The sequence below is a fragment of the Piscinibacter sp. HJYY11 genome (assembly GCF_016735515.1).
Taxonomy (GTDB): domain Bacteria; phylum Pseudomonadota; class Gammaproteobacteria; order Burkholderiales; family Burkholderiaceae_C; genus Rhizobacter.
The window spans coordinates 2,272,731-2,286,701 of sequence record NZ_JAERQZ010000001.1; the positions used below are offsets into that span (position 1 = coordinate 2,272,731).

Below are 13,971 nucleotides of genomic sequence, written 5' to 3' on the forward strand. Positions count from 1 at the left end.
GAGACACACGCCATGGGCGCCCGCCATCCCCTTCCCTACGCCTACGCCAAGGCCCACAACCTGCTGCTCGAAGACGACGGCGAGCAGCTGGTGCTGTGGGCTCCCGAAACGGTCTCGCTGCCTGCGCTGAGCGAAGTGCTGCGCCTGTACGCGATCGACAAGCTCGAACGCGAGTCGGCCAGCACGCTCGGCAACCGCATCGCCGCCGCCTACGCCGGTGGCGAGTCGAGCGCGGCCACGGTGATCGGCGAAGTCGAAAGCAAGGTCGACCTCAGCCGCATGATGCAGGACCTGCCCGCCGTGGAAGACCTGCTCGAGGCCGCCAACGACGCGCCCATCATCCGCATGCTCAACGCCCTGCTCACGCAGGCCGCGAAAGACGGCGCGAGCGACATCCACATCGAGCCCTACGAGCGCAGCTCGTCGGTGCGCTTCCGTGTCGACGGCACGCTGCGCGAGGTGGTGCAGCCCAACAAGGCCTTGCACGCCGCGCTGATCTCGCGCCTGAAAATCATGGCCGAGCTCGACATCTCCGAGAAGCGCCTGCCGCAGGACGGCCGCATCTCGCTTCGCATCGGCGGCCGAGCGGTCGACGTGCGGGTGTCGACGCTGCCTTCGTCGCACGGCGAGCGTGCAGTGCTGCGCCTGCTCGACAAGGGCGAGACCAAGTTCACCCTCGAAGGCCTGGGCATGGGCGGCGACACGCTCAAGAACTTCGACAAGCTGGTGCAGCAGCCGCACGGCATCGTGCTCGTGACCGGCCCCACCGGCTCGGGCAAGACGACCACGCTGTACGCATCGCTCGGCCGCATCGACACCAGCACGACCAACGTGCTGACGGTGGAAGACCCGGTCGAATACGAACTCGCCGGCATCGGCCAGACCCAGGTCAACGCCAAGATCGACCTCACCTTCGCCAAGGCCCTGCGCGCCCTGCTGCGCCAGGACCCGGACGTGATCATGATCGGTGAGATCCGCGACTTCGAGACCGCCCAGATCGCGGTGCAGGCCTCGCTCACCGGCCACTTGGTGCTGGCCACGCTGCACACCAACGACGCACCCAGCGCGGTGACCCGTCTCACCGACATGGGCATCGAGCCCTTCCTGCTGTCGTCGTCGCTGCTGGGCGTGCTGGCCCAGCGCCTGGTGCGCAAGCTGTGCCCGCATTGCAAGAAGCAGGACGCCCGCGGCCGCTGGCACCCGGTGGGGTGCCCGGAATGCGGTCAGAGCGGCTACAAGGGCCGCACCGGTGTGTATGAACTGATGGTGGCCGATGAGAAAGTGCGTGCGCTGATCCACGGCCGCGCCGCGGAATCGCAGATCTTCGTGGCGGCCGAAGCCAACGGCATGCGCTCGATGCGCGAAGACGGAGAGCGTCTGGTGATGGAAGGCATCACCTCGCCCGAAGAAGTGATGCGGGTCACGCGGGAGTAAGGTCCGGTGCCTGCGTACAAGTTCGAAGCGCTCAACGCGGCCGGCAAGACCACGACCGGCCTGGTCGAGGCCGACAACCTCAAGGCCGCCCGTTCGCAGCTGCGGGCGCAGGCACTGGTGCCGCTCGACGTGACCCAGGTCGCATCGGCCGGCACGCAGACCAAGGGCTTCAATTTCTCGCGCAAGGTCTTCAGCTCGACCAGCCTGGCGGTCTGGACGCGCCAGCTCGCCGGCCTCGTCGGCGCGGGCCTGCCGCTGGAACGCGCGCTCACTGCGTTGAGCGACGAAGCGGAAGACCCGCGCCAGCGTGAGCTCGTGGCCCACCTGCGTAGCGAGGTCAACGGCGGCTCTCCTTTCGCGCGCGCGCTCGGCAGCATGCCGCGCGAGTTCGACGAGGTGTACCGCGGTGTGGTGGCCGCTGGCGAGCAGAGCGGCGCGCTCGGCACTGTGCTCGAAAAACTGGCCGACGACCTGGAAGGTCGCCAACAGCTCAAGGCCAAGCTGATCGGCGCCACCCTCTACCCGGCGATCGTGTCGCTGATCGCAGTGGTGATCGTGATCTTCCTCGTCACCTATGTGGTGCCGCAGGTGGCCTCGGTGTTCACCAATTCCAAGCGAGCGTTGCCCGCCCTCACGGTGGCCATGCTGGCCATCAGCGCGTTCGTGCGCAACTACGGCTGGTTCATGCTGCTCGCGCTGATCGGTGGCGGCATCGGCCTGAAGCTGATGTTGCGCAACGAAGTCTTCCGCGAGCAGTTCGACGCGTCGATGCTCACCGTGCCGCTCATCGGCAAGCTCGCACGCGGCTACAACGCAGCGCGTTTCTCCGGCACGCTGGCCATGCTGGCCGGCGCCGGTGTGCCGATCCTGAAGGCCCTGCAGGCTGCGGCCGAAACGCTGTCGAACCGCGCGATGCGCGCCGATGCGATGGACGCCCTGGTGCAGGTGCGCGAAGGCGCGCCGCTGGCGTCGGCACTGGCCGGCAAGAAGCGCTTCCCTGGGATCATCGCAATGTTCGCCCGTCTGGGCGAGCAGACCGGCCAGCTGCCCCGCATGCTGGAGCGCGCCGCCACGCAGACGAGCACCGAAGTGCAGCGCCGCGCGCTTGCAATGGCCACCATCCTCGAGCCGCTGCTCATTGTCGTGATGGGCGCCGTGGTGATGCTGATCGTGCTTGCCGTGCTCATGCCGATCATCCAGCTCAACACCTGGGTCAAGTAAGGCCCCCCAGTCGCTCTCGCTCCTGCCCCCGAGGGGCGCCGCCTGGAGGACCGGCGGAGCCGGATCCTCGGGCGTGGCTTGATGTCGCCGGGCCTTGCCGGCGCGTTGGCACGCTGCTTGCGAAGAAATGCGCAGGGATTCGGGTTGTCATTGATGGATACGCCTGGTCGGGGTTTGCTTCAATGAATCGACGGTTTGCGTTTTCTGGAGGTCGTATGAGCGCATCCAAGGATCTGGTCACGGTGTCGGCGCGTGGGAGCAGCATTCCCATCGCCCGCATGCGCAGTCTCTATCAGGTCGACGAAGTCGGGCGCAAGCTCGACAAGTTGCCCGAGAAGGAGCATGAGCACCTGCGCTCCACCTACGAGCGCATGCTGGAAAAGGGCCCCGAGCGCTTCCAGGTCAAGCCGTCGGGCATCCCGGCGATGGACCACCTCTACGACGACCTGCCCAACTTTGCCGACGTGCTCGACGACGTGAAGCGCCAGATCGCGCTGTGCGAAGACAGCCGTGACGCGCTGGAGATCACCCCGGTGCTGCTGCTGGGCCCGCCGGGCGTCGGCAAGACGCATTTCGCGCGAGAACTTTCCAAGCTGCTCGGCACCGGCATGGGTTTCATCTCGATGAGCTCGCTCACCGCGGGCTGGGTGCTCTCGGGGGCGTCGAGCCAATGGAAGGGCGCGCGGCCCGGGAAAGTCTTCGAGACGCTGGTCGACGGCCAATACGCCAACCCCGTGCTCGTCGTCGACGAGATCGACAAGGCCGGCGGTGAGCACGCCTACGACCCACTGGGTGCGCTCTACAGCCTGCTGGAGCACGACACCGCGGGAAGCTTTACCGACGAATTTGCCGAAGTGCCCATCGATGCAAGCCAGGTGATCTGGGTCGCCACCGCCAACGACGGGCGCAGCATCCCCGAGCCCATCCTCAACCGGATGAACGTCTACGAGGTGCAAGCCCCCGATCGCGACGCGGCCCGCCACATCGCCGCCAAGCTGTACCGCAGCATCCGTGCCGACCACGACTGGGGCAGCCGCTTCGCGCCCGAGCCCGGCCACGACGTGCTCGACCGCATGAGCGAGATGGCGCCGCGCGAAATGCGCCGCGCCTGGATGACCGCCTTCGGCAATGCCAAGCTCGCACGCCGGGATCGTGTCGACGTGACCGATCTGCCCGAGGCTGGCTTCAAGAAATCGAGCATCGGTTTCGTGCAGTAACCCCTGCCTTGAGGGGTCGCGTTCCCATCCCCCTTCCAGGGGGCTGTAACGCTTTGTGTGCCGCGCGCCGCAGGGAGGCTGGCGCTGCAAAATTCCCGCTCGAATCGGCACAGGGAAGACACAAGAATGCGAGACCGACTCAGCGACGCCATGCAGGGCGCCGTGGGCAACATGCTCAGTGGGCTCGACAGCGCACTGAGCTCACTGCTCGCAAGCTGGACCAGCGCACAACGCCTCTACAACCTCGAAGGTGCAGGCCCGGTCAGTGACCTGATGGTCGAGCGCTTCAGCGTGGTCGACACCATCAGCGAGCCCTTCCAGCTGCAGCTGCACACCCTGTGCGTGCACAACCGCACCCCGCTGCAAGCGCTGCTCGGCCAGCGCATCACCCTGCTGAGCACCCTGGCCGATGGCAGCCGCCACCGCCGCAGCGGCCTCGTCTTCGAGGCCCGTGATGCGGGCGCCGACGGTGGCCTCGTGCGCCACCAGTTGCTGATCCAGCCGTGGCTCGCCCTGCTTGGCCACACACGCAACAGCCGCGTCTGGCAAGACAAGACCATCATCCAGATCCTCGACGACGTGCTGGGCGCCGACGCCTACAAGGCCCACGCCGCCTGGCGGTGGGGCGAGACCGATGCCGAGGGCAACACCGAAGACCTCGCCGCATTCATCGCCCAGGGCCCCAACGCCGGCGTGCGCTCCTACTGCGTGCAATACCGCGAGAGCGACCTCGCCTTCCTGCAGCGCCTGCTGGCCGAAGAAGGCCTCGGCTGGCGCGTGGAAGAAGCCGACGACGCACCAAGCGGCCACCGCATCGTCTTCTTCGCCGACAGCGCCCGCTGGCCCGAGAACACCACCTCGCGCAGCGCGCTCGGGGGTGCCGGCATCCGCTTCCACCGCGGCTCGGCCGCCGAAGAGCAAGACGCCATCCAGAGCTTCGGCGGGTGGCGCCAGCTCACGCCGGCCGCGAGTGCCGTGCTGCAGTGGGACTACCAGGCCAAGCGCGCGATCGCCGCCGAGTCCCCCACCGCCTACGACTACACCAGCGAGTCGTTACGCGACATGGCGCCGTGGCTGCAGCAGTACGAGCCCATCGGCGCCACCGCCGACACCGGCACCTGCAGCAGCGCCCAGCTGCAGCACCGCGCCACCTGCCGCCAGCAGGCCCACGAAGCACGCCACAAGACCTGGCTCGGCCGCAGCACCGTGCGCAGCCTGCGCGCCGGCGAGCACTTCGGCCTCACGCAGAGCACGCTGGATGCGCTCTCGGAGCTGCAAAGCGCCGCCGATCGCGAGTTCTGTGTGCACAGCGTGCATGCCCTGGGCGTCAACAACCTGCCCAAGGAACTGAGCGACCGGCTGATGCAGCAGCCGGCATCCGATCCTTTTGCCGAACTCGATGGCGAGCCCTCCAACTCGGCAACGCATGCATTGCTCGAGACCCTGGAGCACGACCCCGCCCTGAGTCTCAAGGCCGCCGAGCTTGGCTACGCCAACCGCTTCGAAGCCCTGCGCCGCCTCATCCCGTGGCGCCCCCTGCCGCCCACCACGCGCACCGCGCTCGGCGCCCAGACCGCCATCGTGGTCGGGCCCGGCGGCATCACCAGCCCGAACGGCGCCGACGAGCTCTACACCGATGCGCTCGGCCGCATCCGGGTGCAGTTCCACTGGCAGTCTGCCCCGGGCGCGGACGCGAGACCTGACAACCGCAGCAGCTGCTGGGTACGCGTGGCGCAGCGCTGGGCCGGCGCCGGCATGGGGTGGCAACACATCCCGCGCATTGGCCAGGAAGTGCTGCTCGACTTCATCGAGGGCGACATCGAGCGACCCATCGTGCTCGGCAGCCTGTACAACGGCCGCGGCGAAGCCGGCCTGCCGCCGACACCGGGCGGCGCGGCCGCAGAAGCCGACACCAGCGCCTACAAGGCCAGCCACAACCACGGCCCGAGCGCCCAGGGCAACCTCGTCGGCGGTGGCTCGGGCGGCCACAGCCCGGCGTGGCACGGCGGCGCCCCCGGCCCGGCCGGCCAAGACGCCGCCGCGCAGAACAACACCGCTGCGCTCAGCGGCTTCAAGAGCAAGGAGTTCGGCGGAGAGGGCTTCAACCAGCTGGTCTTCGACGACACGCCCGGCGAGCTGCGCGTGCAACTCGCCACCACGCAGCACGCCACCCAGCTCAACCTCGGTCACCTGATCCACCAGGCCGACAACCACCGCGGCCACTACCGCGGCCGAGGCTTCGAACTGAGGACCGACGCGTATGGCGCCGTGCGCGCCACCAACGGCTTGCTGATCACGACATTCGGTACCCGCGAGGCCGACCCCGCCGGCGACAACGCCGCCGGCATGGCGCTCCTGAAGCAGGCCGCAACGCTCGCCGACAGCTTCAGCAATGCCGCCAAGACCCATCAGACAACGGCTCTTGCGAGCGCCATCGGCACGCTGAAGGCCGGCCAGAGCAACCTCTCCGACAAGCTCGCGCCGATGAAGGCGCTGCACCAGTCCGCGAGCGGCATGGTGAGCCACGCATCGCTCGATGCCGCCATCGCCGACGCCAGCAAGAAGAGCACGCAGGCGAGCAACGGCAAGGTGCCGCACACCACCGACCCCATCGTCGCCATCACCGCCAAGGCGGGCATGGCAACGGTGGCCGGTCAAGACATCCAGCTCGCCAGCGGCGAAGCCATCAGCTGGCAAGCCGGGCAGGACCTGCAGCTCGCGAGCGGGCAACAGCTCCGGCTGCACACCGGGCAGAGCATCGGGGTGCTGGCCGGCGCGGTGAAAGCGGGGCAAGGTGCCAAGGGCACGGGGCTCACGATGATCGCGGGCAAGGGGCCGGTGCAGCTGCAGGCCCAGGCGGATCAGGCGGAGGTGGCGGCGAAGAACCTCGTAAACGTGCAGAGCGCCAATGCGCACATCGATTGGGCTGCGGCGAAGAAGGTCACGTTGACGACGGCGGGGGGGGCGCAGATCGTGATCGGCTCCGACGGCATCACTGTTCAATGCCCCGGAAAGATCACGGTCAGGGCGGCAAGCAAGAGTTTCGTCGGCGGTGAGTCGATCAACCCGAACATGCCGGCGTTTCCGCAAGCGACTTTCGTGGTGCCCATGCGACTGAGTTTCTTCAATGCGCCAATGGGCGCGAACGACGCATGGGTCGGCATGCCATACCGCCTGCATGCCAACGGCGCGATAGTCAAACAAGGTGTGCTGGATGAGACCGGCCATCTCGATATTCAACATTCACCCGCTATTCAGACCTATCAAGTCGAACTGGCGAATGGCATGAAATACGAAATTCCAGTGGTCGACTCCTATCGAAACAGCATCGAGGGCCCTTTGGCAAACCAAGGGATCTACAAAGGTGACGAGAAAAGCCGCTCGACGGCTTCTCGAACAGCCTATGCAGACGCTCTCAGAGGATTGACCCGCTCCTGACCCTGAGCCGCCGCTCCAGCTCTGCAGAGGTTTCCCTTGTCTGTCCTTCAGTCCCAAACGCTCAAGCCCGTCACCATCGCCGTCCCTCGAAACGGTGCAATGAGCGCTCAGATGACACCGCCTTGGTTTCTGAGCCACGGAGAATACTCGCGAAAGGCAGCCACCTTCGGGCTATTGATAAATGGCGAGGAAGCATTCCGAGCTGTTCACGAAGCGATTGCTTCTGCCAAGCAATCCGTGTGCATCATCTGCTGGGGATTCCAACCCAGCATGTTCTTCATCCGCGATGGCAAGAGTCCTTGCATCGGAGAACTTCTTGAGCGAAAAGCGCGGGCAGGCGTCAAGGTCAGAGTCCTTTGCTGGTCCTACGACTTCTCCGTGAACCCATTCACTCAAACCAGCGTCGGCGTAACCGGGTTCGTTGGTGAGCCCAATACACCAGGACGCCGAGACGTCGCCTACAAAGACAAACTCGGAGGCATGACCGATCAACAGTTCGAATACAACAAGCGCTGGTTCGAGCAGTACGACGCTCAGACCGACCACAAGCTGCAACGCAAAGTTCGCGGTGTCTACCGCGACCTTACGAACGACAAGTCCACAGCCAACCTCGAGTTCATGGGACGGGACTACAGCGCGCCTGATCGGGCAACGATCGCGAGCTATGGGTATCTCGATCAGGACATTTCCAAGACCACTCGAACAATGATGGCCGCCGCCGCCTCTCAACACCAGAAAATGGTTCTGGTTGATCACGAGAGCGCAACCGATGCGATCGGATTCGTGATGGGACACAACATGCTGGACTGGTACTGGGACACCAATGCCCACAGCATGAAAGGTCGGCCTTTCGCCCCCAACGCAGGTGCCAGCGCTCCTCTCCCTCGTCAAGATTTTTCGTCTCGAGTCACCGGCCCAATACTGTCGGACCTCTACGACAACTTCCAAGCCGCCTGGAACAAGAGCGTGGACGAGACACCCGGCCCTGGTCGGATGCATCCACGCACCAGCGTCAAGTACCAGCAAAAGCCTCGAGGTGCTGACGTGTCGTTGACAGCGCAGATCGTGCGCACGCAGATTCAGGCCAGACCTCAAGCTAGGCACATTCGCGATGCCTACCTTCAAGCCATAGGCAACGCCACTCAGTGCATCTATATAGAGAACCAGTACTTCCGATGGCCCCCGTTTGCCGAACGCATAAAGAGTCATGCAAAAGCAATGGCAAGTTGGGGGAGATCCCCTGAAGAGCACGGCAACCTGTACCTCTTCGTGATAACCAATACATCCGAAGATGGCATGGGGGTCAGGCGCCCTAAACACCCAGCGCATGCTCGAGAGCCTTGGTCACGGCGGTGCGCTGCCTGCAGCCACCCGAGACGCTCGGATCGAGCGCGGTGAACTCCCGCGTTCCCAGCTCGATCAGTACAAGCAGAGACAAGCGGTGGTCGATGAAGAAGAAGCCACCATCAAGAGGCTATTGGGGGAACGCAACGGAATCGACAACGAGGTTCGTTTGCTTGCTGGCTCGCCAGGAAGCGCACAAGCCATCACCAAACGCTATGAGAGTGTCAACACGCGCCTGCAATCTGCGGAGGAGCGGCGAGCCGCAGCCCAACAATCGTTGGACGAGTGGACTACACAAACCATCTCGGCCAAAGAGATCGACACACCTGGACTCAAGACTTTGATCTGTCGTGTGGTAGCACCTGACACCGCCAAGGGTGCCGCCTGGGTGGAAACCTACATCCACGCCAAGCTCATGATCATCGATGACACGTTCATGACCTTAGGCAGCGCGAACATCAATACCCGCAGCATGGAGAGCGACAGTGAGCTCAACATCCTGCACGACCGCCCCGAAGTGTCCAAGCCAGCGCGGCAAACCCTATGGGATATGCACACCCAAAACTATGGCGGCCAACGCATTGCAGACATGCCAATGGAAAAGGCTCACAAAGCTTGGGACAAGATCATGAAGGAGAACCAAAAGCAGCAAAAAACGGGGCGTCCGCCGATTGCCCCGCTTGATGCCTTCCTGCGCTTGGACCCAAGCCGCAAGGACTTGGACTAAGTACTAAAGTTTTTCATGCCCGCCCCACCCCCGAGTTCGCGCCGAAGACGGGTATGGCTAATCAGCGCCTTAGCGCTTGGACTGTTTGTGGCCGGAGCAACTGGCCTGGCCGTGCGACGTCACTTGCTCGACAAGGATCAACGAATGACCGTCCCGACCGCACCCAACCTGGTTGCATTGAAGCCCGACATGACCTTTACCTGCTCGCACGAAAAAGAGCACATCCCCACGCGCGACCCGGAAGCCGAACAGCTCTACCAGCACGCGCGCTGGCTGCGCCAAGCGAATCTGCTCAAGGAAGACCCCGCCGCTTTCCCACCAATCGAGCGCCTACTGCGTATCTCCACCGCCTATGGTCACGACAAGGCCAATCTGGCACTGCGCGACATGCTCAAGCGAGGGCACGCGCAAAGTCCCAATCCCATCAAGGAAAGTGTTGATCTGGTCGAGGATCTCATCGCCCGGGGCATACCAGGCGGCTACTACGACATGGGGCAGTACTTGATGGAAGGCTATGGCGTCGTGGCCGACGCCGAATTGGCCATCCGCTACTACAGAAAGGCAGCAGACTTGGGCAGTCCGTACGCCCAATACCTGATTGCGGACAAGTTAACGGATGCGAGAGCGCACTCACCAGAGGTCGTAAACATTGGCTTGCAGATGTACAAGTGCGCGGCGGAACAAGGCCATGGCGAAGCAGCACTGGACCTCGGTGTTTACATCTATGAAAGCAATCCTCTGGAAGCGATGAAAGCGTACCAGCTAGGCGTCAAGGCGGGAAACGCACAGTCGGCCAGCAGATTGGAAGACGGCTTCACAATTACCAATCCTCAAGTTGGCTTTTATCTTGGCCAAACGCGGGCCGACCCAGAACGGGCTCGCCGGTACGAGGTCATTGGTTCGTTCCTCTCCAAATACGAATACCGCGACCCCAAGGTGCCCGAGGTTGACGACATCGTCCCACTGCCGCCGGCCAAGCTACCGGCCTGGGACGGCAAGTTCCAATGGCTCGAAGCACACAAAGCCAACGTGCCACCTACTTTGCCCGGTGAAGAGCGAATCGCAGCGATGGCTCGAGCAAAGGGCCTAGACACCAAGACCGGAAGACCACAGCCCCAAGGCAAATGACGGAGTCACGTTAACGACTTTTGCTAGATGGCGCTTCGACTTGGTTTGGATGAGTAGGCAAGTGGACCGGGGGTCGGCGCAGGAGACTCGTCCAACCAACGAAACAAACTTGGTCTTCAGTGAAACAGCCTTGAATCCAGGGGCATCCACGATGTGACTTCTCAGTCCATCGCTAAAGGAGACCTCATGACCCCCGCCCAAATCGGCCACGTCCGCCGCAGCTTCGCCCTCGTCGTACCCATTGCCCCGCAAGCCGCTGCGCTGTTCTACGACAACCTCTTCGCCGCCGACCCGAGCCTGCGTCGCTTGTTCCAAGGCAACATGGCCCAGCAGGGGGATCGGCTGATGAACATGATTGCGGCCGCGGTCGAGCTGCTCGAAGAGCCCGATTCGCTTCTGCCGGCGCTGCGCAAGCTGGGCACGCGCCACGTCAACTACGGTGTGCGCGACGAGCACTACGCGACGGTCGGTGCGGCCCTGCTCAAGACGCTCAAGCAAGGCCTCGGTGAGGCCTATACCGAGGACGTGCACGCGGCCTGGGTGGCGCTGTATGGCGTTGTCAGCGAAACCATGATCGACGCGGCGCGCAGCACGACGCCGGCACAGCAGGCCGCTTGAGCGAGTGAAGGGGGGCGGCCCTACTCCACCAGCCGCCCGACCGCCGCCAGCAGGTCCGCCTTTGAAAACGGCTTGTCGAGCCCCGCACACTTCGCCTTCCGCAAGAACTCCCGCGCGCCGGGCGACAAGGTGTCGCCGGTCACGAACAACATGCGGCGAGACAACTGCGGATGGTGCTGGTCGATCTCGCGCCACAGGGTGGCGCCGTCCATGTCGGGCATGCGCAGGTCGGACACGATCGCGTCGAACCTCGCCGTGTCGAGCAGCGCGAGTGCGACGGCGCCCGATTCGGCCGTGGCGACTTCGTAGCCTGCCGACTCGAGGATCTCGCGCATCAGCTCGGTGAGCTCCGACTCATCGTCCACCACCAGCACGCGCGTCTGCAGCGCGGCATCCACCGCCTGCAACGGCACCGGGGCCGACTCCTGCACCGGCTCGCCGCTGATCGGCAAATTGAGGCGGAAGCTCGCCCCGCCTTGATGTGACGTGGGCTCCAGCGTGAGGTCGCCGCCGTGGTCGCGCGCGAGCGAGCGAGACATCGCCAAGCCCAGGCCCGTGCCGATGCCTTCCGGCTTCGTGGTGAAGAACGGCTCGAACAGCTTGCCGCGCAGCTCGGCCGGCACGCCGGGCCCGTTGTCGGACACGCGCAGCCACACGCGCGGCTCGCGGTTCTCGCGCCGCGCTTCAACCCCTGTCTCGATGAGCACTCGCCGCTCGCCCTCGCGTGCCGCCAGCGCCTGCTGTGCATTCACGAGCAGGTTCAAGACGATCTGGCCGACCTGGTCACCGTCGGCCTTGACGCTCGGCAACTCGTCGGCCAGGTGCAGCCGCATCTCGATGTCGTGGCTGCGGTAGCTGTAGTTCAGCATCTCGGCGGCGGCACGCGTCAGGTCGTTGAGCGAAACGTTTTCACGCGTGGCGGGCTTGCTGCGCGCCATGTTGAGGAAGGTGCGCACGATGCGGCCGCAGCGCTCGGCCGCTTCGCGGATGCGCTGCACGTCGGCCAGCAGTGCGGGATCGTCGCACTTTTCCTCGAGCAGGCTGGCACGGCCCATCACGATGGCCAGCGGGTTGTTCAGCTCGTGGGCCACGCCGGCGAGCAGGCTGCCCATCGCGCTCAGCTTCTCGCTCTGGCGCAGCGCATCGCGCTGGCGCTCGATCTGCTGCGCGGCGCTGTGCCGCTCGGTCACGTCGACGAGCGAGGCGGTGTAGTAGCCGGTGCCGCCCACGTTCGTGCGCCACAGCACCATCTCGATCGGGAACTCGCTGCCATCGGCGCGCAGCGCATGCATCTCCATGCGCTTGCCGAGCACGCGGGGGGCGCCGCCAGACTCCATGCGCCGCAGGCCCGCCTCGTGCGCAGGGCGGTAGCGCTCGGGCATGATCACCTCGCTCACGAACAGGCCCATCACGTCGGCACGCTGCCGGCCAAACATGGCTTCGGCCGCCGGGTTGAATTCGACGATGCGGCCTTCGCCGTCGGTGGAGATCAGCGCCGCGAGCGCGTGGTCGACGATGGCCGCCTTGAGCGCCTCGCTCGCCTGCAGCTGGCCCATCTGCTCGGCCAGCTCTTCCTCGCGCAGCTTGAGCTCGGTGTGGTCGCGGCCGAAGACGATGATGGCCTGCACGTCACGGCCGTCTGATGCAAACGGCACCATCGTCTCCTGCAGGAAGCGGCGCCCGTGCGTGGGGTACTCGACCCATCCCTGCCAGCGCAGCGATTCGCCGCTGAACAGGCGCTCGGCCCACGGCAGGTAACCCGCATAGGCCGTATCACCGAGCACCTTGGAGAGGTGCTGCCCGATCACCTGCTCGGGCGGGCGCCCGTAGAACGCCAGCGCTTCGCGGTTGGCGTAGATGAAGCAGTGGTCACGCCCGACCACCGCCACGCGGGCGGTGATGTTGTGGAGAAGGGCGCCCATGAGCTCGGGCGCGAGCGGCGGGAGCGCGTTGCGTTGCAGGCCCCAGTGGGTCTGCCCGGTCCAGGCGAACTCCCGCTCGAGTTTTTTCATCCGCCGGCCGGCACGAACACGTAGCCCACGTTGCGGACCGTCTTGAGCACTTCCGGCTTGTCGGGGTTGGTTTCGATCTTGCGGCGCAGGCGCATCACGCGCAGGTCGATGGAGCGGTCGAACACGTCCCAGCCGCGGTTGTGTGCCTGCTCCATGATCTGGTCGCGGTTCAAGGGGCGGTTCGGGTTGCGGGCGAAGAGGGCGAGCAGGTCGAACTCGGCGGCGCTGATGTCGATCTCCTGCCCGTCGGCGCCGAAGAGGCGGCGTTCGTCGAGGTCAAGCTGGCAGGTGCCGAACTTCACCCGGCGCGTGGCCTGCGCTTCAGCGGCTGCCGCCGCGGCCGCGGCCACCACGCCCTGCGAGAGCTTCAGCCGGCGCAGCACCGCGCGGCAGCGCGCCAGCAGCTCGCGCATCTCGAAGGGCTTGGGCATGTAGTCGTCAGCCCCAAGCTCCAGGCCGACCACGCGGTCGACCGATTCGCCGGCGGTGGTGAGCATCACCAGGCCGACATGGGGGTGCGCATCGCGCAGCCAGCGGGCGAGCGAAAGGCCGTTTTCGCCGGGCATGTTGACGTCGAGGATGGCCAGGTCGGGGGCGGCTTCGGCGATGGCGGCACGGGCGGCCAGCGCGTCGGGCGCGGCGCGCACCGCAAAGCCATGGCGGCCGAAATATTCCCCGAGCAGCGAGCGCAGCTCGGGCTCGTCGTCCACCACCAGGACGGTGGTTGCCGTGCTGGTTTCGCCCTCAGTCATGGGCCGTGCTCCCCTGTGCTGTGACAGGGCTGGATCATATCGGCCGCGTTCCGCGGTGGCACTCGTGCTTGCACCGGCCT

General features: G+C 65.3%; 10 protein-coding genes. 8 read left to right on the top strand and 2 right to left on the bottom strand.

The window, feature by feature from the left end; translation table 11 throughout:
* Positions 1-12 precede the first annotated feature (12 nt).
* The 8 genes from gspE to JI745_RS10450 all read left to right on the top strand — a co-directional run bounded on the left by gspE (position 13) and on the right by JI745_RS10450 (position 11,127).
* Positions 13-1,434 carry a type II secretion system ATPase GspE gene (gspE, locus tag JI745_RS10415; RefSeq protein ID WP_201805958.1) on the top strand — a complete coding sequence of 474 codons (1,422 nt, stop codon included), beginning with the start codon at positions 13-15 and terminating at the stop codon, positions 1,432-1,434.
* Between the two features lie 6 nt (positions 1,435-1,440).
* Complete coding sequence (gspF, locus tag JI745_RS10420; protein WP_201805960.1) at positions 1,441-2,655, top strand: type II secretion system inner membrane protein GspF; 1,215 nt, start codon at positions 1,441-1,443, stop codon at positions 2,653-2,655.
* Between the two features lie 215 nt (positions 2,656-2,870).
* The gene (locus JI745_RS10425) at positions 2,871-3,872 is read left to right on the top strand and encodes an AAA family ATPase (RefSeq protein WP_201805962.1); all 1,002 of its coding nucleotides are present in this window, start codon (positions 2,871-2,873) and stop codon (positions 3,870-3,872) included.
* 126 nt (positions 3,873-3,998) lie between these two features.
* Positions 3,999-7,310 carry a type VI secretion system Vgr family protein gene (locus JI745_RS10430; protein ID WP_236674958.1) on the top strand — a complete coding sequence of 1,104 codons (3,312 nt, stop codon included), beginning with the start codon at positions 3,999-4,001 and terminating at the stop codon, positions 7,308-7,310.
* Positions 7,311-7,346: 36 nt separating this feature from the next.
* Entirely contained in the window at positions 7,347-8,708 is a 1,362-nt protein-coding gene (locus tag JI745_RS26760) for a hypothetical protein (RefSeq protein WP_201805964.1), read from the top strand.
* On the top strand, positions 8,638-9,381 hold the full coding sequence (locus JI745_RS10440; RefSeq protein ID WP_201805966.1) for a phospholipase D-like domain-containing protein: 744 nt from the start codon (positions 8,638-8,640) through the stop codon (positions 9,379-9,381). The genes JI745_RS26760 and JI745_RS10440 overlap by 71 nt, the downstream gene beginning before the upstream one ends.
* A gap of 144 nt (positions 9,382-9,525) precedes the next feature.
* Positions 9,526-10,509, top strand: coding sequence for a sel1 repeat family protein (locus tag JI745_RS10445; protein WP_201805967.1), 984 nt, complete (start codon positions 9,526-9,528; stop codon positions 10,507-10,509).
* A 186-nt stretch (positions 10,510-10,695) separates the two neighbouring features.
* The gene (locus JI745_RS10450; RefSeq protein ID WP_201805969.1) at positions 10,696-11,127 is read left to right on the top strand and encodes a globin family protein; all 432 of its coding nucleotides are present in this window, start codon (positions 10,696-10,698) and stop codon (positions 11,125-11,127) included.
* 20 nt (positions 11,128-11,147) lie between these two features.
* Here JI745_RS10450 and JI745_RS10455 read toward each other — a convergent pair whose 3' ends face one another.
* Both JI745_RS10455 and JI745_RS10460 read right to left on the bottom strand, forming a co-directional pair.
* On the bottom strand, positions 11,148-13,139 hold the full coding sequence (locus tag JI745_RS10455) for a PAS domain S-box protein (protein WP_201805971.1): 1,992 nt from the start codon (positions 13,137-13,139) through the stop codon (positions 11,148-11,150).
* Positions 13,136-13,891 (bottom strand): response regulator, encoded by a 756-nt coding sequence (locus tag JI745_RS10460; RefSeq protein WP_201805973.1) that lies wholly within the window; start codon positions 13,889-13,891, stop codon positions 13,136-13,138. The genes JI745_RS10455 and JI745_RS10460 overlap by 4 nt, the downstream gene beginning before the upstream one ends.
* Positions 13,892-13,971 lie beyond the last annotated feature (80 nt).